The following is a 20,515-nucleotide window of genomic DNA, read 5'->3' as shown; positions in this document are numbered from 1 at the left end:
TTATTTTATCTAGAGCTTGATATCTTGTAAAATAATGATAAATGATTGTAGATATCACTATTGTTAATACCTAAATGAATGTAAGTGGAAAGGAGGATGTTTATGGAAGTAGAAGATATACGTATATTTATGGCTGTGGCAGAATACGGCAGTGTAAGCCTTGCTGCTGATAAGCTAGGTTATGTCCAACCAAATGTAACAGCACGTATTCGATCTCTTGAACGAAAAATTGGACACCCATTGTTTCATCGTCACAGACGCGGAATGACATTAAATGTAGAAGGTCGAAAACTTTTAACGTACGGAGAACAAATGATGAGGCTAATGGATGAAATACAGAAAGCATTTCAAGATGAGCGTAACCTTGTTGGATCATTATGTATTGGATTAGTTGAAACGGTAGTAGGGCTTCCTGAAATCATTTCTTCCTATCATAATAAGCACAAAAATGTGGATATTTCTCTAGTATCAGGAGTAAGTACACAATTAATAGAGAAAGTTCTTAAGTTCCAGCTAGACGGGGCATTTGTAGCAGAACCAGTAAATGTGTCAACGCTTGATCAAATTCCGGCTTTTGATGAAGAAATTGTACTTGTATGCAGTGCAAATGAAAAAGGGAAGAAGCAGATTCAGTCTGCCAGAGAGTTACTGCACCTACCATTCATTTTATTTAATGAAGGCTGCCAATATAGAGAAAGACTACAGCAATGGTTAAAAGAAGAACAGATCGTATCCCCGAAAATTATGGAATTTGCTACACTCGAAACGATTATGGGGACAGTAGTTTCTGGTCTTGGTGTGACACTTATAGCCCGGTCATTAGCGGAGAGATATGAGAGGGAAGGGTTAGTACAACTCTTTTCAATACCTGAACCTTACAGAAACCTTAGGATTGTATATGTTCGTCGTTCCGACTCCTATCTAGGAGTAACTGAGCGTGAATTTATAAAGACAATCAGCGAAGTAAGAGAAGGAAAAAAGCAGAAATAAACAGACTGTGTTTTCATAAAGAGCTTTTTAATGTAGCTTATGTTTAGTATGAATATGCCAAGTGTTAATTTGAGCAGTAAAAGTGAGCTTTAGCTGCAAATAAAAGGAGAAAAGCATGAGAAAAGCAACTATATCAAAATTAGACAAATTAGTGGGCTTAAATGTAAGATGCGCGGGGAGAGCCTCAAATTTGTTTTGGCTAGGATTTGGAGAAAAGATTTTAGTAACCAGAAGGGGGAAAACGGAAGAGGTAGCTGAATACGCTTTACATATTCAATGTTCATGGCGTATTGTCAAAGGTAATAAAATTGTAGTAGCCTCACGGGATTTCTATTCTCCAAGAACAGGATTGGATGATGAAAATGAGTACTTTGAATGGGATGTCCAAGGAAATAATCGATTCGATGAACGAATTGAATCTTTTATAGAAGGTATAAACGAACACACGATTGTTGAAAGAGTTGACTCGGATGAAGTAGGAGGGCTAAAGATCTTTTTATCTCAAGGTTATTTAGTGGAGGGATTTCCGGATACGTCAGAAGACGATGAGTATAGTGAGTTCTGGAGACTTTTCAACCGAAAGGAAGACAGCCCTCACTTTGTTGTCACAGGAAATGGTATTGAAAACGAGTAATCCTATAATTAAAGAAAAGAAAAAAGCACAAACCCGTTGGAACCAAACGTTTTTGTGCTTTTTTCTTACTTTATAGTTTACATATAATCATAAGCGGAATCATCAAAATAGAGCCAGTGATAATATTCAACCTGCGGATCTGTCATTTTTAAAACTTCTTCTTCATTGAATTTTTTATACTCAACTAATTTCTGTACTTTAGAATTTCTTTCCACTTGGCTCATTTTAAATCCTCCTTATAGTTTGAAAAGTAACAATGTATTTAAATTTAGAAAGCGTTTTCTTTTTTTCTTACTTTTATTATATATCTCAATATGAGATTAAAACAATATCAATTATAGATGATTTTTCAAAAAACAATATAGAAATGGTATTATGGCGTCGGGGACAACAAGGCTTCTGCAATCGAAATTAAATAATAGGTCGTTGCCAAGGGCCGGGCTAAAATTTTTTTGTTCGTATCGTTGCTTAATTCCTAAAAAAACATTATGATAATTAGCTCTATAAACTAAAAATAAAGCTAGCTGTGTTAAGCTAGCTTTATTTTTTTATGCTGTTTTGCAGAGCGGTAAATTTTCAACTGTCGTTCACTTTGGTATAAAAACTCTTTATCAATTTCATCATGTTACGCCCCGAGGTTTTTGACATTTGATGATGATCTTCATCATCACGTGTACTCAGGTACCAGCTTCCCTTGTCATCTTCATTTAATCTATATACCTTATTGGTTCTACTATCTGTATAAAAGTTTCCATCCTTCAGCCTCAAATAATCGCCCCTCTACCAAGTGTCTATCCTGTATTATGCCCAAGATATCAATTTTATGAAAAATTTTATATACACAAAAACAGCAGGTTTCTTAATACGCTTATTATTTTGTATGTAATTTACACAGGTGCAAAAAAGGATAAAGGCTATGATTGAGAAAATATTTAGTAATGGAGAAATAGTAACTATAAGAGTATCGAATGAATCAGTAACAATCTTAAAAAATCATTATGTAAAAAACATGAACTTATAATTATTGATAAATAAGTTTTGATATAAAAATCTTTTTAAATAAAAACAGACTCTGAAAATAGAGTCTGCTTTTTAGTATGGTTTTTATGCTTTATTTACGTTTGTCGCTTGTGGTCCGCGTTGCCCCTGTTCGATATCAAAAGTCACTTCTTGACCTTCATCCAAGGATTTAAAGCCTTCACCTTGAATAGCTGAGAAGTGAACAAATACATCTTCTCCACCTTCACGCTCGATAAATCCAAAACCTTTGTCAGCATTAAACCATTTCACTTTACCGTGTTCCATTTTTTGTTGCCTCCTAGAATGTAGAAAATAAACCAGATTATCATTAAATCTAGCTTATTTATTATATTATCCCAATAGAGACATCTTAAACTTAAATTAATGTGATCTTTCTAACTTTATTTATCCATACTCACTTCACTATAAAGGTTAGAAAGAGCATACCTTCAAAGTAGAAAAACTCGGAATTGACGCTAAAGTTCAGCCTGGAAAAGAAAAAACCATTACCGTGAAACCTTAAAATCCCGGTACATATGAACTGGTATGTAGGTATTATTTCAATAGTGGAATGGTAGTGAAAGTGATAGCCAAATAACAAGCAGGGTTAATTAAAAGTAATCGCTTTCATTTTTTGCTTTCCCGAAATCATTTGATAGGTTATAATAAATATCTACAAAAAATATTAAATGATATGTAAGTAACAAGCAATTACACCCTTAATATTTAACTAAACAGAAAAACTCCCTTAAGGCATTAGGGGAGTTTTTCTGTTTTTATGTATACTATATAAGGGTAATTTCACCATAATAATAGGGCAAACTCATTTTTCAATTCTAACTAATGTTTTTTCTGGCATGTCAATGTCGTCGATGTCAAAGTAATGGATGTTCAACGTTAATTTCCTCTCTGGTTCTTCAGCTTCTTCTCCTACCCAACAACTATACAATTCAAAAAAGTCTCCTGACTTAAGATAGCGGTCCATCAATTTGCATAGTGCAATTAGTTTCTCTTTTGATTCTTTGCGCCTGCTCTTATTCATATATTCCGTAATCTCAATTCCCCAGTCACTTGCAACTTCATAAACATAAAGGGTAGTAAATTGGTGTTTCTTTATGTTCAATCGATTTCTTTCATCTGAAAAGCAATTCCCAATAGTAACTAAATCATCTAATTCCTTATTAATAGGTAATTCTACGTTCGAACCTATATAAGTAGCTAAACTCATTTGTATTCACTCCGTTCCTCATCTAAATAACCCGTTAAGTTTTGTGGAACTAACCTAGGTTGTTAACATCCTAAGAAATACATCCTGTTATCAAAAAGGTGTTTCACTAAACTTTATTACAAATACTCGAGTTTTATTCAAGGTTTACTATTATTCTACTTAACATATGAATAGGCTGCGAAATGTTTATATACCTGTAAATGGGGGATTTACCATATAAGAACATTGATACCTAATTGGAAGGAGAATGAAAAATGAACAATAATACTGAAACCGTTGAGAATAAAGTAGAGGATAAACTAAATGAAATGAGTCAAGAGAAGAAAGACAACATCCTTTCCAGTTTTAACGAATTTAAAAGTTACTTAGGAGATAAAGTCACAAAAGGTGAGAAACTAGGGTTAAATGATAATCAACTAGCTCTAGCAGCTAAAAAAATAGCTGACTATCTCGCAACCCATGAGGAGCCACAAAATGAAGAGCAATACTTGTTACATGAGTTATGGAAAGTTGGAAACGAGGAAGAACAACATCATCTTGCTCATATGCTTGTTAAATTAGTCAAAGAATAATCTAAATCGATTATAGATTGCGTTTTGCCACTATTTATTAGAGGTTCAAGTGAATTCAATCCACATAGCAAAGAGCCACTTGCGTAAAATAAGTGGCTCTTTTTTCTCTTTCATGCTGCACCTCTGTTTATTTTTTAATATGTCCCTCCGATGCATCAATTAAAAGATAAAGCTATATTTCCCCAACAATAATTTGACTACATGCTATAACTCACTTCATTGAAAACATCAGTACGAATCCAACGGGTACGTATTTTTCGGTGACATTCAAAATACGTACCAAGCAATAGAAAGAAGAGGTTTTGAACGTTTATAATTCGGTTAAACATGAAGTAACAAATTATTTTTTATTTATTCTGCATATTTAAATTATTCGTTCGTAATGGTACAATAAAATGATGGAAAGAAGATATGATGCTTCTTTCTTAATAAAGGATGAAGAAATATGGATATTAAGGCTCAGCAAACAAAATTGGCGAATAACTTGGGCAAATTGTTACGAGATAACTTTGGAAAAGGCCCCGAGGCTGTTCATGTTACGATTTATGAACCTTATGTTGTTATTTATGTCAGTGGCTTTGTATCGCCGATGGAACAAGTACTGTTAAACCAGAATGAAGAACTTCAGGTTATGACTACAAGAGAGCTTTTGGTAAAGACTCTTGAACCTCAAATCACTGGTCAAATTAAAGGGATTACAGACCTTGACATCCAGCACTTATATTATGATTGGAATTTAGATCATCACTCCGGAATTTTTGTGGGAGTTTGTCTGGACGATTTGAAAGCCGATTTGACTGAGGGTGACCCTTACCCAGGAAAACAAGCAATTCATGATCGGATTATAAAGATGAGTGAAATTGCACAAAAAGGGCCTGAGAAAATCTCTTCGTATAAATTAAGTGATCGTACATTGGTCATCGTAAGAGAAGGAATACTGGTGGCTATTGAAAAGCAGCTAATTTCGTTGGGTTTTGATGACACCTTACGCATCTCTAAACGCCCTTTGGAAAAAGGAATCTTACGACAAAACGATGACTATGATGAGATATTAAATGCAGACATTCTTGATATTTTTGTGGATTGGGATTTTGAAAAGGATAATAGCATTATTACTCTTATCTTAAAACCAAAAAATTAATGAGGCAGTAATGAATTGGACACATTGTGCCAAACATAAGCCGAGGAAGAAAAGCTCATACCTTTTCTTTTTCGGCTTATTTTTGTTGTTTCAAAAGAGTAAGTCCTTTTGTAACGGAATAATCCCCTAAAATAGCATCTGAAAATAGGATGTGCCAACAGAAAGGATTTGGTCGGTATGGCTGATAATCATGAGATTGTATTGTTTATAAAAGAGCTTCGTCGATTGTTGCAGGATTACCAAAAGTATGACAATGAATTTTACAAAGAAGAAATTAGCAAGGATATAATACTTTTAAGTACCATTATCTACGGAAGTAAAATTAGAATTTCAAATAAAAGAAGAATCTTTAAACATAGAAAATACAAAGGTAAACAGAAACCAATCTATTAAAAATGTACTAGTATGACTAGTTTACATTTTATAGAAAGTGAATTCTTATTACCTAAAATGATCTTATGATGAAGAAGGAGTTTTCATAAAACATCACGAATAGTATACCTTATGAAACTAGAAACTAGGTGCACCATCTATGGATAAAACGAAACTGGAAAAAGAATTAAGTAGTTATATGGGAAGGTTACTTCGTGAAAATTTTGGAAGAGGTCCTGGAGGTGTATTCACCGTCATTTCTCCTCCTTTTATAACCGTTTATTTTAAAGCCTTTTTATTACCTTTAGAAAAGGCTTTGCTAGACAAGGGACAAGTTATCTATGTTCAAAAAACACGTGATTTGTTGATGGAGACTTTAATTGAAGAGATAAAAGGATATATCCAATTAAATATACATTTAGATATTGAAGAATTTTATTATGATTGGAATTTAGAGCTGCAGTCTGGCATGTTTATCATGATCCATTCTGATAAAAATAACATAGTCAACCATTCCTATAAAAATCAGAAATTGCTGCATAAAGAAGTTGAGGAAGTGACTCAAAAAGCAGAAAAACTTCCTCAAGATGTTTCTTCTTATTTATTAGATCAGAGAACACTCCTTATAATCAGGGAAGGTATTATGGTAAATGTAGAGAAAGAATTAGTTCAATTAGGGTTTGAAGAAAACCTTACATTGGCTAAAAGAAATCTCGAAAAAAGGCTACTTCATGAGCATAGCCAATCATTAGAAGTAATTTTAGATTCAAAGGTAACAGATATACTAGTCGCATGGGATTTTCATAAAGATAAAAGTACAATTCTTCTGATTTTAAACCCAACTTCATAACGGCACTGATAAGCTAGGCACTGAACTAGATGTAGGCCAAAAAGAAAGGTTATCTAACCTTTCTTTTTGGCCTATTGTTTTTCCCCTCCTATTAAAATAAAGAAAGTGGTGATAATGATGCTATTTCAATCGGATGAAGGAAAGGAACCTTTAACTGTTGAGATACACACGGAAGTGGATATAGTAGAAGCGCGTCAGAAAGGACGGATGTTCTCTAACTGCTTAGGCTTCAGCACACTTGATCAAGCCCGAATTATTACGACTATTTCAGAATTGTCCAGAAATATATATAAATATGCCACGACGGGAAAAATTATAATGGAAATAATAGAGAATCAACTTGAAATAGGACTCAAAATAATAGCTATAGATAAAGGACCAGGCATTAAAAATATTCAACAAGCGCTAGAAAGTGGCTATACAACGTCAGGGGGATTAGGCGTTGGTTTATCAGGGGTAAAAAAATTAATGGACGAATTCACCATATCATCTCAAGAAGATCATGGCGTTAACATCGAGGTTATAAAATGGAAAAAAAGAAATAAATAAAAGAAACACAAGGTAAAAGGTTAAGAAAGAACTGACTTCCTCTTTACAAAAAACTCCTTTATTAAATAGGAGATAGCTTCTAAAAATATCATCCCCTGATGATCCTGCTCTAGGATACGGTTAAGATATTTCACATGCTTGAGTTGGTGCCTTCAGCATGTGCTTCTCCTCTATTAACTCTTAGCCGTAGGACAAAAATTTTTCTCTGCAGTAATCACAAGAGGCTTAGAAACATGAGAAAAAGGTGTGGGGAATTATGAACAATTCCATTTAATCTTTAAATGGAAGGAGCAAGCTCTCATGATAGAGAGCTTGCTCTTTTTATTTCTTAATATAATCCTATCTGACAAAAAAACAGCCTGTTTCAAGTACACCAAAAACATACATTTATGATACATAGATTTTGAGATCATTTCTGGAACATTTCTACCCGTATTAGGGGCGCCATAGAGGGGGAGTGTGTAAAGAAGTTACCCCTTACTTAACTCAGTTATATAAACAAACAATCCTCATATACATTTATTGAATGGCTTCTTTAAACTTATCACGAAATAAAACATAATTCGATAAAGAGTAAATAGGAGGAGAAAACATGTTTGTTTATATAGTTCAACCTGGTGATACGTTGTCTTCAATAAGCAGCAGATATGATTATCCCATTGCACAGCTTAGAAGTGTAAATGGGTTAGAAGAAACGAATATTGTTCCAGGTCAGGCCTTACTTATAGCTTCTTATGTATACACAGTTCAACCTGGTGATACAATGAGCAGCATTGCTAAAAAAGCTTATGTATCCTTAGAAGAATTAAAAAGGGTTAATTCTTCAGTTCATTATAATTATTTGCAGGTGGGAATGAAAATAAAAATCCCTAATATATCCAACTACATTGCAGGTACACTGCAATACTATGCTGTTCGAAATCCAGAATTAGATCGCAATTTAATTACTGATTTTGCAACTTATTCCTCGTCCATTTCTATTTTTGAATATCATTTTGGCAGCAATGGAGATATTATAAATAATTTAAACGATTTAGTAGCGATTGAAACGACTTGGAAAAACCGAGTTACACCGTTAGTTACGATTACTAATCTAACTTCTGAAGGATTTAGTTCTGATCTTGCCCACCAAGTTTTAAATAATCCTCAGGCAAGAAACAATCTTGTTAATAATATTTTTTATTTAGTATCTAGAAAAGGATACGGAGGGGTGAATATTGATTTTGAACGTGTAAAGGCCGAGGATAGAGATCTTTTTACAGGATTTTTACGTCAGTTGGGTGAACGTTTAAAACCTGCAGGGTACGTGTTGACCATAGCGGTTCCAGCCAAGACAAGCGAAGATATTCCTTGGTTAAAAGGGTATGATTACGGGGGAATAGGTGCAGTTGTTAACTATATGTTCATTATGGCATATGATTGGCATCATGCAGGCAGCGAACCAGGACCTGTTGCACCTATTACTGAAGTAAAAAGAACAGTAGAATTTGCGATAAAAAGTGTTCCGCGAATAAAACTCATCATTGGCGTTCCTTTGTATGGATACAATTGGTCAATTCCTTACAAGCCCGGCACGGTAGCACCCGCTATATCCAATCAAAATGCGATTAAAACAGCGATGAGATATCAGTCGCCCATCCAATATTCAAAGGAGTACAAATCCCCATTTTTTCGATATAAAGATCAAGCGGGGCAGATGCATGAAGTATGGTTTGAAGATGTAAGAAGCATGAGTGAAAAAATGGTGTTAGTTCGTCAATTCGGCTTGCAAGCAATAGGAGCTTGGCAATTAACACTTGGATTTACGCCAGGGCCTTGGCTTTTAAAGAAATTTTTCACTATTAGAACGGTATAAATAGCAGTAGTCATTATGGATCAATCCAGAAAATTTCATGTATAGTAAATTATAAGAGGGTGGGGGGTTCTTCTATGGCAAAAAGGATAGATGTCTCAATAAAGCAGCATCAATTAAAACTATATGATGGAGCTAAATTAGTAAAGACATATCCTATTGCTGTAGGGAAAATGATTACTCCAACTCCAACTGGAAAATTTAAAATCATTAATAAAGATACTACTCCTCCAGCTGTATTTGGCCCCTTATGGATGGGACTGTCAAAGCCTACATATGGAATACACGGGACCAATGATCCAGCTTCTATTGGCAGAGATATGTCACATGGATGTGTCAGAATGGATAATGAAGATATTCTAGAACTTTCCTCTGCAGTTCCTATTGGAACGCCGGTTTATATACATAAATAATAGTTTAAGAAGAGCACGACTGTTTACATTTAGTTAATTGTCGAGATCGAGGGTATCAAAGTTTAAGGATATGCTATACAATCATGGGCTTTTTGTACGAAAACAAAAAAGTACCCCGGTTAACAGAGGTACTTTTAGTATTTTAACTTATTTTGATGCTGGAGACGTAGTAACTTCTGGAGACGTTACTTTGTCATAAAAATCTACGAATTTGTCACGATCCTCGCTATCACGGTAAGCCATAGCAACACGTGGATGTTCATTCAGCACACCAGAAATCATGTAAGGAATGATATAGCCCCATTCCCACTTTTGACGCATTTCAAGCATATGCTTTTCAATTACGCCAAGAATCGGCTTCATCTCATAGCTTGGTTTTGGTATGTAGCTAACAAGCAGCTCTGTGTTACAGTTACCAGCTGCACGGCCCATACCATAAACAGATGAATCAAGGAATGTAACGCCATTACGCATCGCAGTTAATGTATTAGCAAAAGCTAGCTGCATGTTGTTATGCGTATGGATCCCAAGCTGCTTGCTAGGAATCATGGCTTGGAACTTTTTCACTTGATGCTCGATATCGGCAGGGTCTAGGCTTCCAAAGGAGTCAACAATATACACAACATCTACGGGGCTTTTCTTTACCATTTCAAATGCTTCAATAAGCTGATTTTCCGGTACGCTAGATAGTGCCATAATGTTAAGTGAAGTCTCATAGCCTAAATCGTGGAACATTTTTATAAGCTCTAAGCCTTTATCTACTTCGCGAATATAGCATGCCACTCGAATCATATCTAACATACTTTGTTCACGCGGCAAGATGTCATTTGGATCTACACGCCCAATATCTACTAAGGCAGATAGCTTCGTGAACTTTTTCTCAGGAATAATTTCTTTGAGAAAGTTATCGTCAAGAAATCTCCATGGGTTGGGCTCAGTTGCTTGAAGAAGCTTAGGTGAATTTTTATAACCGATCTCCATGTATTCAACGCCGGCTGCGCTTAGGCCGTTATATAAGTCTTGCACAAATTCAACGCTAAAATCCCAATTATTAATTAAACCTCCGTCACGAATGGTACAGTCTATAATTTTGCTATTATGTTCCATGGTAGTTGTTTCCTCCTATGTATTCTATTTATATAAATACTGTTTTAAACTTTATCGCTTTTATGCTTTTAAGTGCTAAACTCTCCTATTGTGTTTATACCATGACTGATTCAGAGGCGTCAATGTATTTTCTAAATGTTTCTCTGCTTTACTGTATTTCATGGTAGGAGATGCTTCGGATTTTTATCCGCTTGATGCTCTTAAAACAACACCAAGTTCAGCACTACAACCCCTAGTATATACAAACACACCCTTTATTACATCACTACTTAATGCAATAAAGGGTGTTTTTTAATTGAAACCGTTTATTAAGGAGAGGTACTGTCATCAGTATCTAATATAGGTTTAGATTTCTCTATAATTAATCCATAAATTTGGAAAGATATTTAAAACCTGAGAAATAAAAGACTTTTTTCACATTAACAATTGTATACGAAGTATTAGCTGTTACTTAATCATTTTAATTTACTGGTCTTTACATCGTCCAAAACGTAAGAAATGATAAGAGTATAGAGGTAATAAACATCGCAATCAACGGCTTTAATGCTTTTGTTCGAAGAGCCTTCATACTTACATTTAACCCTAAGCCGACCATAGCCATTGTTAAAAGAAAGGTAGTTAGAGTTGAAATATCATTCATGATCGATTTAGATATTATAAGGTGCTTACCAACAACATAACTCCCAAACATACTCATGATGATAAAGCCTATTAAAAACCATGGGAATTCAATCTTCGTATCCTTTTCAATTTTTCCTGTTCGCTTCATCCAGTACATTAAGATAAAGCTTAATGGCACAAGTAAAAGAACTCTGCCTAACTTAGCCAACAGGCCAATAGCTAGGGCGTCGCGTCCAGCCGGTGCTGCAGCTAGAGCTACATGGGCAATTTCATGGAGACCAACGCCTGACCAAATTCCATATTGAATATTCGTTAAATGTATATAAGGTCTTAAAATGGTATATCCAATGGCAAATAGAGTTCCCACTAAAGCGATAACACCAGCTCCAATAGCTGTATCTTCTTCTTTTGCTTTCACAATCGGAGAAACAGCTGCAATAGCTGCCGCACCGCATATTCCTGTTCCTATTCCTAAAAGAAGAGATAAACCACGATCAGCCTTCATCCATTTGGCTAGAAGAATTGTTAAAACAATCGCAAATACAGCCGTTCCCACATCGCGAAGTAGCAGTCCTAGCCCTTGATGAATAACAACATCAAGATTAAGCTTTAGTCCATATAAAACAATCGCATAACGTAACAGCTTTTTAGAAGAAAATTCAATTCCAGATCTTATTTTTTCAGGGTATCCCCAAATTTGACGATAAATGACTGCCATTATAATTGAACAGGCTAGTGGACCGATATGATTAAATCCCGGGACTTTCGCTAATCCATAAGCAAGTAAAGCAAAAAGAAAAGTAAAAGCAATTCCTCCGGCCCATAAAGAAACATTAGATGACGTCCGGGCATTTGTTCGTGAGAATAGAGTCCGCTTTTGAGCTTTATTTATATTTATCATACATTTCATCTCCAATATGAATTCTTATCAAGCGCGGCTTCACACAAGAAGTGTATGATTTAACTATAAAAGACATTTTATTATTAGTAAAATATAGATAAATCATTATTAAGATTAAAAATATTAATAAACAAAACAAAAAAAGAGCAAGTTGATCTTCAGAGTTACTGAAAATCAATTTGCTCCTTTTGTATGTTTTTATCCTTTAATTCTTTAAAAAATCATTCATACAAAAATATATGTGCTTATGAGAGAGATACAGCCTTACTAGTTGCTAAGCCTTTTTTACGTCTATACCATAGCAGGATCAAACTGCCTAGCACGCAAAGGAAAGAAACGAGCTGAGCTATTCTGATATGAGAAGTTAGCATTAAGCTATCTGTACGCAATCCCTCTATAAAAAATCGTCCTATCGAATACCATAGTAGGTAAGTAAGAAAGACTTCGCCTCTTTTTAACAAAGATTTTCTTAGTACGATCAAGACAAGAACACCTATTATGTTCCAAAGGGATTCATAAAGGAATGTAGGATGATAATAAGTTCCATTGATATACATTTGATTAATAATAAAATCAGGTAAATGTAAAGTTTCTAAAAACTGACGTGTAACAGGTCCGCCATGTGCTTCTTGATTCATAAAGTTTCCCCACCGGCCAATAGCTTGGCCTAATAATAAGCTAGGAGCTAAAACATCAGCCATTTTCCAAAAAGAAAGATTCTTTTTTCTGCAAAACCATATAGCTGTTAATACAGATCCAATAATTCCACCGTGAATAGCTATGCCTCCATGCCAAATTGCTATAATTTCGCCTGGGTGGTCTTTATAGTAACTCCATTCAAAAAGTACGTAGTAAATTCGAGCAGTAACGATAGCAATGGGTAGTGCTAGCAGAAGTAAATCAGAGATGGTTTCTGAAGAGATACCTCGTTTCTTTCCTTCTTTCGAGGCTAACAAAAAGCCTAAAAAAGCTCCTATCCCTATAATAATTCCATACCAATGGACCTCAAGTGGACCAAGGTGGAAGGCGATAGGGTTTAAAGGTTGTGTGTGTTGGTTCATGTTTTTTCTCCTTTACTTCGTATCGGTTTTCTTACATTTTTTTAGAGTGATATTAAATTAGAGTGCCTTTTTAGTATATCTAATTAGATATAGAAAGGACAACTTTTGCTTACGAAAGGCCACTATTTCTTTGCCTGCTTTAGTGTAACAGAATAGTCAAAATTAAAATAAACAGTACATTGACTTAATTACCAAAATATACTATTATTTTAGACAATATATTGTCTAAAATGGAGGGTTAATATGGATATTTATAAAGATCTTTTTTTAATGCAGCAAACTTACGCTACCTTATTTTCTCTGGCAAATAAAGTCCAGGTGAAAGGAGATCAGTCTCTTGAGCTCTTAACATCAAGACAGCATATGGCGATGGTGGCAATTGCTCATTTACCTGAAGATGAAACAACGTTAAATAATATTGCTAGAAAATTAGGAACCACAAAACAAAGCGTCAAGCAGTTAATTACCATTATGGAAAAGAAGGGGTATGTTGACGTGGTTCCTAGCAGTAAAGATAAACGTGCAGTTAACGTAAAAATCACCAAAGAGGGAAAAGAAGCGCTGCTTGTTGTTTCAGAAAAAGGAATTTTCTTTTTGGAAGACCTTTTTAAAAAGTTTTCAACCGAAGAGTTGGAAATAATGTGGAAGCTTTTAAAGAAACTTTATAGCTTTGACGGGGAAGAACATGATGGATTTGAAGAAGAAGGCAACATCAAAATGGATGAAGATCACAATGAATTACAGTTGAGAGTGATAAGGGAGCTTGAAAGTCGAAGAGTTCAAGCAATTGATAATATAAAAAAGAACTTATAAAAATAAATTTGATAGGCTACTTTACTTTGAAGCATATCAATCCTTTTAATGATTTTCGAAATAAAGGATAAGGGAGAGCACTCATTATGTTTGAAATCAGTGATGAAACAGTACGATTAATTAACAAGACCTGTAGAGGAAAAAAGAATTTGAAATTAACCGTTGGCTATTTAACGGACAACCAATATGTTATCAAAATTTATAATGAAAGCGGTGAAATTGACTCATCCAAAAAATATCATTATGAAATTGGTTCTATTACTAAGACTTTCACTATATCGCTGCTATCAAAATACATATCTGAAAACAAGTTGACACTAAACGATTCTATACGAAAGTACATAAAAGAACTTAAGGAAGACACGTATTATCCTACATTGCTCCGCCTCGCTACTCACTCTTCTGGATATTCGGGAAGCTTACCTTTAAATAAACGGGAATATTTTAAAATAATTTTTAATTTGATTTTTGGCGGAAGTGATTTGAATAAAAATAATCCGTTACATATGGATTTTAACAAAATGAAGATGCTGATCGAAAAAAGTAAATTAAAAGAAGTAGATTATTCATGGAAGTATTCCAATTTCGGTATATCCCTTATTGGATACGTGTTGGGAATGATATCGGGCAAGGGGTATTGGGATACTATGAATGACTTTCTTCTTAATGAGCTTGGACTAAAGGATACTTGTTTAGGCGCTTCAAACGATAATCTACATGGCTATGACCGCAAAAATAATGATTGTGGCAACTGGCAGTGGGACAAGGGGAATTTTATATCACCTGCGGGCGCAGTATCCTCAACCGCTGATGATTTACTTAAATACGCAAAAATAAATATGGATGAATATAAACCATATCTGTCTTTTTGTCATGAAAAATACGCCAATGGAACAAAGAAGTTTGATATGGGTCTTGGATGGTTGCTTTTAAAGAAAAACAATAATGTGATATTGCACGGCGGTGGAACAGGATGCTTCAGCTCATTTTTAGGGATTGATAAAGAAAAGAAAGTTGCTTCCGTCGTTTTAGCTAATTATAGACTAAGTAGAAATAAGGATGAACATATAGGAATGTCTTTATTAGAAAGCCTCCAACATTCAAAAGATATATAAGGATGGAAGACAATTTGAAAGACTGTCGCCGAATATGACCGACCTTCAAGAAGCATAGAATATGCTTCTTTTTTTGAGGAAACCGTGCTATTATCATTAAGGTTTGTAAGGAACAGAAGATTTTTGTCTTTCCGTACATTTTTTTGGTATAGTGTTAGAAATAAGGAGTGGGTAAGTTGGTTTTCACTGAATTTTTCCAGCAGTTTCCCGTAAAGGTTTTAACGGTAGGGCTGCTGATTGTACTTATCGTTTATTTTATTCGCAAATTCATTAAGCTTTTCTTTGATAAAACGAGCTTTTTAGATGAAAAAAGAGAAGAGACGCTCATGCACTTTTCTAATCAGGTCACAAGAGTATTGGGGCTGGCTTTTTTCTTTATTTATGTGCTTAGCCATTTCTTTGACTTCGGAAAGATTCTCACTAGTTCGGTAGTGTTAGCCAGTGCCCTGGCAATAATCCTCCAGCATATCATCCGTGATTATATAATGGGACTGACTTACTTGTTTGAACGCCAGATCCACCACGGAGATTATGTTATTCTCAACGGAAACCGTCAAGGGAAAATAGAAGAAATTACGATGCGCTACTTAAAGATTCGTCAATATGACGGCTACCTCTATACCGTCTCATATAGCAATATCACGGAACTTCAGAACGGAACCCGAGGAAGACGCCGGGTAAATGAAAGTCTTATTCTCAACTATAGGCAAAACCCGGACGATGCCTTCAAAGTAATGGAGCAAGTAGCACAAATATGTAACAACAAATATGGTCAATATTTGTTGAAAGATGTGGATGGAATTCCTATAGAGAGCTTTCAATTCAATCAAATTACTGAACTGAACGTAGGTTTTAAAGGTCACCAATATTCATTATCAGGCCTTGTGAAGGAAGCTGATTTTGTAGAAGCGAGCCAAAAGGTGCGATATGAACTCGCAATGGCTGCCTACAAAAATGACCTTATGATGGCTGAAAGCTTCGAGACAAGCCATTAAAAATAAAACTCGTACCTTGTTTATATACAAGCTTTTATATTTAAGATACAAACACCCTTTTGATTTTTCAAAAGGGTGTTTTTTATTTTTAAAAATATCTATTAAGTACTTCTCCAGTACAGATTAATTATCTGAAAAAGAACAAATTAATTAGTACATCTAAACTATTCTTCTAGTGACATGGTAAAATTAAACATGGAACGTAAAAAGGTAAAGGGGGATTAACTATGGCGCAAAAATCTAATTATACAAAAATCAACTCCGAAATGTGGGATGAATGGGCTTCAGCTGGAGGAGAATGGTCATTAGCTATTAATCATCAAGATTTTGCAGATGCAACTCAAGGTAATTTTGATATCTACTTGACACCTTGTAAGCCTGTTCCGCATAACTGGTTTATTCCATTTAAAAAAGCAAAAATATTGGGACTTGCTAGCGGAGGAGGACAGCAGTGCCCAGTCTTTGCAGCGCAACATGCGGAAGTTACGGTTTTTGACTACTCTGATAAGCAATTAGAATTAGAAAAAATGGTGTCCACTAGAGAAGGCTATTCTATTGACTTAATTAAAGGGGATATGAGTAAGACATTTCCATTTGAAGATGAGACGTTCGATATGATTTTTAACCCTGTATCAAACTGCTATATTCAAGATGTTGAACACGTTTGGCAAGAATGTTTTAGAGTTCTAAAAAAAGGTGGCGTTCTGCTATCTGGCTTTGCAAATCCTGCTCTTTATTTATTTGGAGAAGATGAGAATGCATTACAAGTGGTTAATAAATTACCTTATGATGGAACTAAAAACACCGTAGAAAATGATGAAGAACTTATAAAAAATGGCGGTGTACAGTTTAGCCATTCATTAGAAACTCAAATTGGCGGACAGCTAAAAGCTGGATTCACCTTACAAGATCTTTATGAAGATCATCACCACAAGGGAGAAATCACTGAATATATGCCTTGTTATATTGCGACTAAATCTATTAAATAATAGTTGACTATCATATTGAATGAGCTACCTCAACTTTTTCCAATTAGGCGATACCGTAGATTATGATGGTATTACGTATGGAGTCTGGATATTTGAAGAAGGAACATTTATTAATGAAGGTGACGGAGGTTATGATAACTGGGCCTTTAGAGGCTGGTTTGAACGCACAGGAGATGACGAAAAAACAGTCAATTTTCATAGACCTTAATTAAAAATAGAGATGAAGATAATACATGATTCCCATCAGGGAAGATCGTATAGAGCCTTTACCGTCATGGTAAAGGCTCTTCTCAATATTTGAAAGCCTGAGACCGGATGTTTATAAGCATGCAGAATAGAAATTTGTATATCATCTACAGCTTAGCTTAAAAAGAGAAAAACTCCTGTTGCGTCTGAACAGGAGTTTTTCTCTTTGCATTAACAGAAGCCTGATCTCATTCTTTCTTCTCTTTTAGTGAGCAGGAAACTTATACTAATTCAACCTTAGTTTTTACTTTTGGTTTGTAAATATTCTTTTTGAAACATACACATTCTTATAGCGTTATGATAGCTTCCATCGACAAAAAATTCATCTTTTAACTCACCTTCAATAGAAAAACCGACCTTCTTATAGATATGAATTGCTTTTTCGTTTTCCTTGTCTACAATTAAGTAAAGTTTATGCATATTCAATACCGAAAAGGCATAATTCATTGCTAGATTTGTGGCAACCATGGCGTAACCATGACCTTGATATGTAGGGTCAATGATAATTTGAAACTCTGCTCTACGATGAATATAATCAATTTCGACCAATTCCACTAATCCAAGCATATCCCCGTCCTTTTCTAGTATGAACCGACGCTCACCTTGATCGTGAATATGTTTATCATATAAGTCCTGTAGCTCTACAAAAGCTTCATAAGGCTCTTCAAACCAATAAGACATAATATTTGCATCATTATTGAGTTCATGGACAAATTTTAAATCTTCTCTTTCCAAAGGACGTAACTTAAGTTCCTTATTCATTTCTCAAACCTCCATATTCTAGCACTACTTTAGCACTTTCCGTTTTAAATGTAAAAGTTGCTGTAGTTTAAAAAAATAACAAGACATAGTGCGATGTTTTACATACTTATTAAAAGAGCCATAGTATAATTTAAACATCTTGTAAGTGAAACTCATTAACTTTAAGGAGTATCTTATGAAAAAAGCAGTTGGTATTTTTCTTATTTTACTGTGTTGTATAAACCAAAGGGTTGAGGCAGCTAATCAGCCTTCAGTAGAACCTATACATCATGAGATCTACGTTTCTCCTACAGGGGACGACAAAAACTTAGGTACTAAAAGCAAACCTTTTAGAACATTAAGGAAGGCAAGTGAAGCAGCTCAACCCGGAACTACGGTTTACATCAGAGGTGGTATTTATTACGAATAATTAATTATTAGCCGTTCAGGTACTAAACAAGAGCCTATTATTTTCATGAACTATAAAAGTGAAAAGCCCCCTTATTAGTGGAGAAAAAATAAAGCAGTCTACACAAATAGACTGCTTCTTGATTAATTATTTACCTGTTTCGGCAAAACGCTGAATACGCTCACCAATTTCATCACGGACACGTTGAAAGAACGCCCATTTCTCTTCATCTGTTCCTTCTGCTTTTGCAGGATCATCAAATCCCCAGTGTTCACGCTTCACATGAGGAGGTGTTACGGGGCAATGATCAGCTGCATGGCCACATAATGTAACCACTAAATCCGCATTATTTAAAATTTCAGAATCAATAATATCAGATGTTTGGTTTGAAATATCAACACCAGCTTCTTTCATTGCTTTTACAGCGTTAGGATTTAATCCATGAGCTTCTAATCCTGCACTGCGTACATCCCATTCATTGTTATTTAGATATTTTTTTGCCCATCCTTCAGCCATTTGGCTACGGCAAGAGTTACCTGTACATAAGAAATAAAGTGTTTTTTTAGACATGTGTAAAATCTCCTTTATGATGTGTTAAGAAATAATTGATAACCAAATATATAAACCAACAAGTGTAATAAACAATGTTGGGATGGTTAAGATAATACCTGTTTTAAAATAAGTTCCCCAAGAAATCTTAACTCCTTTTGTCGAGAGAACATGAAGCCATAAGAGCGTCGCTAGAGAGCCAATAGGTGTAATCTTTGGTCCTAGATCCGAACCAATGACATTTGCATAAATCAGAGCTTCTTTAATCGTACCTGTTGCAGAAGTTGCATCAATGGCCAAAGCATCAATCATCACGGTTGGCATGTTGTTCATAATCGATGAGAGAATGGCTGCAATAAATCCCATACCAATGGTTGCTGCAAATAATCCTTGATCAGCGGTTGTTTGAATAAGGCTTGCTAGTACTTCAGTTAGCCCCACATTGCGTAATCCATACACAACAACATACATACCAATGGAAAAGAAAACAATTGCCCATGGAGCTCCTGCTAACACTTTTTTTGTGTGAACAGCTGGGCTTTTTCTTGCTATTCCTAAGAATAAAATGGCAATAATACCTGCGATAATAGAAACTGGAACATTGAAGAACTCACCAATGAAGTAACCAAGAACTAAAATAAATAAAACGATTCCTGATAAACGGAACATTTTCATGTCTTTAATGGCCTCAACCGGTTTCTGTAAATCATCTAGATTGTATTTCTTCGGGATGCTTTTACGAAAATACAAATACAAGACAGTAATACTTGCCAAAAGTGAAAATAAATCTGGCACAATCATGCGTGAGGCAAATTCAGAAAAACGAATACCAAAGAAATCAGCTGATACAATGTTGACCAAGTTACTTACTACAAGAGGTAACGATGTTGTATCCGCAATGAATCCACTGGCGATAATAAAAGGAAAGACCATTTTATCTTCAAATTTGAGTGCCCGCACCATAGCAAGTACGATAGGTGTTAAAATTAAGGCTGCCCCATCATTAGCGAATAATGCGGCTACTACAGCTCCTAGGAGGGATACATATACAAACATGCGAACGCCATTACCTCCTGCAGCTCGTGCCATATGTAACGCTGCCCACTCAAAAAATCCAATTTCATCTAAAATTAAAGAAATAATAATAACTGCAATAAACGTTAACGTTGCGTTCCATACAATTTGAGTTACATCCAGCACGTCATGGAAATCAACCACACCTGCTAAAAGAGCTATTACTGCGCCTCCACACGCTGACCAACCAATAGACAAGTTCTTTGGCTGCCAAATGACAAAAATCAATGTCACTAAGAAGATGAGGGAGGCTACTATAACTGATACCACTTT

Annotated in this window: 23 protein-coding genes and 2 pseudogenes; 16 read left to right on the top strand and 9 right to left on the bottom strand. The window is 35.1% G+C overall.

The annotated features are described in order from the left end of the window. The first annotated feature begins 102 nt into the window (after positions 1-102). Positions 103-990, top strand: coding sequence for a LysR family transcriptional regulator (locus tag ACWATA_RS15770; RefSeq protein WP_154991478.1), 888 nt, complete (start codon positions 103-105; stop codon positions 988-990). Between the two features lie 115 nt (positions 991-1,105). Next, entirely contained in the window at positions 1,106-1,624 is a 519-nt protein-coding gene (locus tag ACWATA_RS15765; RefSeq protein WP_154991477.1) for a hypothetical protein, read from the top strand. Positions 1,625-1,701: 77 nt separating this feature from the next. On the opposite strand, the gene ACWATA_RS15760 is transcribed toward ACWATA_RS15765, so the two are convergent. Beyond that, on the bottom strand, positions 1,702-1,848 hold the full coding sequence (locus ACWATA_RS15760; RefSeq protein WP_014460666.1) for a BH0509 family protein: 147 nt from the start codon (positions 1,846-1,848) through the stop codon (positions 1,702-1,704). 880 nt (positions 1,849-2,728) lie between these two features. Next, entirely contained in the window at positions 2,729-2,929 is a 201-nt protein-coding gene (locus ACWATA_RS15755; RefSeq protein WP_013056409.1) for a cold-shock protein, read from the bottom strand. A gap of 151 nt (positions 2,930-3,080) precedes the next feature. Here ACWATA_RS15755 and ACWATA_RS15750 point away from each other — a divergent pair. Next, positions 3,081-3,242, top strand: a pseudogene (locus ACWATA_RS15750) (cupredoxin domain-containing protein); the annotation flags it as partial. Positions 3,243-3,467: 225 nt separating this feature from the next. Here the strand turns inward: ACWATA_RS15750 and ACWATA_RS15745 are convergent. Then, positions 3,468-3,872, bottom strand: coding sequence for a hypothetical protein (locus tag ACWATA_RS15745; protein ID WP_028413830.1), 405 nt, complete (start codon positions 3,870-3,872; stop codon positions 3,468-3,470). A gap of 254 nt (positions 3,873-4,126) precedes the next feature. Here ACWATA_RS15745 and ACWATA_RS15740 point away from each other — a divergent pair, with 254 nt between their 5' ends. The 7 genes from ACWATA_RS15740 to ACWATA_RS15710 all read left to right on the top strand — a co-directional run bounded on the left by ACWATA_RS15740 (position 4,127) and on the right by ACWATA_RS15710 (position 9,621). Continuing rightward, on the top strand, positions 4,127-4,444 hold the full coding sequence (locus tag ACWATA_RS15740; RefSeq protein WP_014460657.1) for a DUF3243 domain-containing protein: 318 nt from the start codon (positions 4,127-4,129) through the stop codon (positions 4,442-4,444). Between the two features lie 445 nt (positions 4,445-4,889). Beyond that, positions 4,890-5,585, top strand: coding sequence for a Na-translocating system protein MpsC family protein (locus tag ACWATA_RS15735; protein ID WP_014460656.1), 696 nt, complete (start codon positions 4,890-4,892; stop codon positions 5,583-5,585). Between the two features lie 177 nt (positions 5,586-5,762). Then, positions 5,763-5,978, top strand: a complete 216-nt coding sequence (locus ACWATA_RS15730; protein ID WP_473049957.1) for a hypothetical protein — start codon at positions 5,763-5,765, stop codon at positions 5,976-5,978. 139 nt (positions 5,979-6,117) lie between these two features. Then, positions 6,118-6,807 (top strand): Na-translocating system protein MpsC family protein, encoded by a 690-nt coding sequence (locus ACWATA_RS15725; protein WP_033578617.1) that lies wholly within the window; start codon positions 6,118-6,120, stop codon positions 6,805-6,807. 117 nt (positions 6,808-6,924) lie between these two features. After that, positions 6,925-7,356 (top strand): ATP-binding protein, encoded by a 432-nt coding sequence (locus ACWATA_RS15720; RefSeq protein WP_033578618.1) that lies wholly within the window; start codon positions 6,925-6,927, stop codon positions 7,354-7,356. A 592-nt stretch (positions 7,357-7,948) separates the two neighbouring features. Then, on the top strand, positions 7,949-9,211 hold the full coding sequence (locus tag ACWATA_RS15715) for a glycoside hydrolase family 18 protein (protein WP_473049956.1): 1,263 nt from the start codon (positions 7,949-7,951) through the stop codon (positions 9,209-9,211). A 74-nt stretch (positions 9,212-9,285) separates the two neighbouring features. Further along, positions 9,286-9,621: a L,D-transpeptidase gene (locus tag ACWATA_RS15710; RefSeq protein WP_013056432.1), complete on the top strand. Its 336-nt coding sequence runs from the start codon at positions 9,286-9,288 to the stop codon at positions 9,619-9,621. 147 nt (positions 9,622-9,768) lie between these two features. On the opposite strand, the gene ACWATA_RS15705 is transcribed toward ACWATA_RS15710, so the two are convergent. The 3 genes from ACWATA_RS15705 to lgt all read right to left on the bottom strand — a co-directional run bounded on the left by ACWATA_RS15705 (position 9,769) and on the right by lgt (position 13,311). Then, a complete protein-coding gene (locus ACWATA_RS15705; protein WP_034264917.1) occupies positions 9,769-10,728 on the bottom strand; it encodes an aldolase catalytic domain-containing protein in 960 nt (319 codons plus the stop codon). Positions 10,729-11,203: 475 nt separating this feature from the next. Beyond that, complete coding sequence (locus ACWATA_RS15700; RefSeq protein WP_432231629.1) at positions 11,204-12,250, bottom strand: YeiH family protein; 1,047 nt, start codon at positions 12,248-12,250, stop codon at positions 11,204-11,206. Positions 12,251-12,495: 245 nt separating this feature from the next. Then, positions 12,496-13,311, bottom strand: coding sequence for a prolipoprotein diacylglyceryl transferase (lgt, locus tag ACWATA_RS15695; protein WP_325077868.1), 816 nt, complete (start codon positions 13,309-13,311; stop codon positions 12,496-12,498). A gap of 243 nt (positions 13,312-13,554) precedes the next feature. On the opposite strand from lgt, the gene ACWATA_RS15690 reads away from it, so the two are divergent. The 5 genes and pseudogenes from ACWATA_RS15690 to ACWATA_RS15670 form a co-directional block, all read left to right on the top strand. After that, entirely contained in the window at positions 13,555-14,124 is a 570-nt protein-coding gene (locus ACWATA_RS15690) for a MarR family winged helix-turn-helix transcriptional regulator (RefSeq protein ID WP_028413823.1), read from the top strand. Between the two features lie 86 nt (positions 14,125-14,210). Further along, a complete protein-coding gene (locus tag ACWATA_RS15685) occupies positions 14,211-15,239 on the top strand; it encodes a serine hydrolase domain-containing protein (protein WP_473049955.1) in 1,029 nt (342 codons plus the stop codon). Between the two features lie 176 nt (positions 15,240-15,415). Beyond that, complete coding sequence (locus ACWATA_RS15680) at positions 15,416-16,234, top strand: mechanosensitive ion channel family protein (RefSeq protein WP_099330840.1); 819 nt, start codon at positions 15,416-15,418, stop codon at positions 16,232-16,234. Positions 16,235-16,461: 227 nt separating this feature from the next. Continuing rightward, positions 16,462-17,223, top strand: a complete 762-nt coding sequence (locus ACWATA_RS15675) for a class I SAM-dependent methyltransferase (RefSeq protein ID WP_473049954.1) — start codon at positions 16,462-16,464, stop codon at positions 17,221-17,223. Positions 17,224-17,248: 25 nt separating this feature from the next. After that, a pseudogene (locus tag ACWATA_RS15670) lies at positions 17,249-17,431 on the top strand (stress protein); the annotation flags it as partial. 275 nt (positions 17,432-17,706) lie between these two features. Here the strand turns inward: ACWATA_RS15670 and speG are convergent. Further along, positions 17,707-18,231 carry a spermidine N1-acetyltransferase gene (gene speG / locus ACWATA_RS15665; protein ID WP_028413819.1) on the bottom strand — a complete coding sequence of 175 codons (525 nt, stop codon included), beginning with the start codon at positions 18,229-18,231 and terminating at the stop codon, positions 17,707-17,709. A 175-nt stretch (positions 18,232-18,406) separates the two neighbouring features. Between speG and ACWATA_RS15660 the strand changes: the two genes are divergently transcribed. Further along, positions 18,407-18,640: a DUF1565 domain-containing protein gene (locus ACWATA_RS15660; protein ID WP_224980019.1), complete on the top strand. Its 234-nt coding sequence runs from the start codon at positions 18,407-18,409 to the stop codon at positions 18,638-18,640. A 126-nt stretch (positions 18,641-18,766) separates the two neighbouring features. On the opposite strand, the gene arsC is transcribed toward ACWATA_RS15660, so the two are convergent. Beyond that, the gene (gene arsC, locus ACWATA_RS15655) at positions 18,767-19,189 is read right to left on the bottom strand and encodes an arsenate reductase (thioredoxin) (RefSeq protein WP_473049953.1); all 423 of its coding nucleotides are present in this window, start codon (positions 19,187-19,189) and stop codon (positions 18,767-18,769) included. A gap of 24 nt (positions 19,190-19,213) precedes the next feature. Further along, positions 19,214-20,512, bottom strand: a complete 1,299-nt coding sequence (locus tag ACWATA_RS15650) for an arsenic transporter (protein ID WP_165635777.1) — start codon at positions 20,510-20,512, stop codon at positions 19,214-19,216. Between the last annotated feature and the right edge of the window lie 3 nt (positions 20,513-20,515).

The sequence above is a fragment of the Priestia sp. USM5 genome, assembly GCF_058323215.1.
This window is presented reverse-complemented; position numbering and strand designations above follow the sequence as displayed.

Bases quoted from the DNA above. Each gene is read 5' to 3' on its own strand.
- ACWATA_RS15770 (WP_154991478.1), top strand. From the start codon at position 103: ATGGAAGTAGAAGATATACGTATATTTATGGCTGTGGCAGAATACGGC.
- ACWATA_RS15765 (WP_154991477.1), top strand. From the start codon at position 1,106: ATGAGAAAAGCAACTATATCAAAATTAGACAAATTAGTGGGCTTAAAT.
- ACWATA_RS15760 (WP_014460666.1), bottom strand. From the start codon at position 1,848: ATGAGCCAAGTGGAAAGAAATTCTAAAGTACAGAAATTAGTTGAGTAT.
- ACWATA_RS15755 (WP_013056409.1), bottom strand. From the start codon at position 2,929: ATGGAACACGGTAAAGTGAAATGGTTTAATGCTGACAAAGGTTTTGGA.
- ACWATA_RS15745 (WP_028413830.1), bottom strand. From the start codon at position 3,872: ATGAGTTTAGCTACTTATATAGGTTCGAACGTAGAATTACCTATTAAT.
- ACWATA_RS15740 (WP_014460657.1), top strand. From the start codon at position 4,127: ATGAACAATAATACTGAAACCGTTGAGAATAAAGTAGAGGATAAACTA.
- ACWATA_RS15735 (WP_014460656.1), top strand. From the start codon at position 4,890: ATGGATATTAAGGCTCAGCAAACAAAATTGGCGAATAACTTGGGCAAA.
- ACWATA_RS15730 (WP_473049957.1), top strand. From the start codon at position 5,763: ATGGCTGATAATCATGAGATTGTATTGTTTATAAAAGAGCTTCGTCGA.
- ACWATA_RS15725 (WP_033578617.1), top strand. From the start codon at position 6,118: ATGGATAAAACGAAACTGGAAAAAGAATTAAGTAGTTATATGGGAAGG.
- ACWATA_RS15720 (WP_033578618.1), top strand. From the start codon at position 6,925: ATGCTATTTCAATCGGATGAAGGAAAGGAACCTTTAACTGTTGAGATA.
- ACWATA_RS15715 (WP_473049956.1), top strand. From the start codon at position 7,949: ATGTTTGTTTATATAGTTCAACCTGGTGATACGTTGTCTTCAATAAGC.
- ACWATA_RS15710 (WP_013056432.1), top strand. From the start codon at position 9,286: ATGGCAAAAAGGATAGATGTCTCAATAAAGCAGCATCAATTAAAACTA.
- ACWATA_RS15705 (WP_034264917.1), bottom strand. From the start codon at position 10,728: ATGGAACATAATAGCAAAATTATAGACTGTACCATTCGTGACGGAGGT.
- ACWATA_RS15700 (WP_432231629.1), bottom strand. From the start codon at position 12,250: ATGATAAATATAAATAAAGCTCAAAAGCGGACTCTATTCTCACGAACA.
- lgt (WP_325077868.1), bottom strand. From the start codon at position 13,311: ATGAACCAACACACACAACCTTTAAACCCTATCGCCTTCCACCTTGGT.
- ACWATA_RS15690 (WP_028413823.1), top strand. From the start codon at position 13,555: ATGGATATTTATAAAGATCTTTTTTTAATGCAGCAAACTTACGCTACC.
- ACWATA_RS15685 (WP_473049955.1), top strand. From the start codon at position 14,211: ATGTTTGAAATCAGTGATGAAACAGTACGATTAATTAACAAGACCTGT.
- ACWATA_RS15675 (WP_473049954.1), top strand. From the start codon at position 16,462: ATGGCGCAAAAATCTAATTATACAAAAATCAACTCCGAAATGTGGGAT.
- speG (WP_028413819.1), bottom strand. From the start codon at position 18,231: ATGAATAAGGAACTTAAGTTACGTCCTTTGGAAAGAGAAGATTTAAAA.
- ACWATA_RS15660 (WP_224980019.1), top strand. From the start codon at position 18,407: ATGAAAAAAGCAGTTGGTATTTTTCTTATTTTACTGTGTTGTATAAAC.
- arsC (WP_473049953.1), bottom strand. From the start codon at position 19,189: ATGTCTAAAAAAACACTTTATTTCTTATGTACAGGTAACTCTTGCCGT.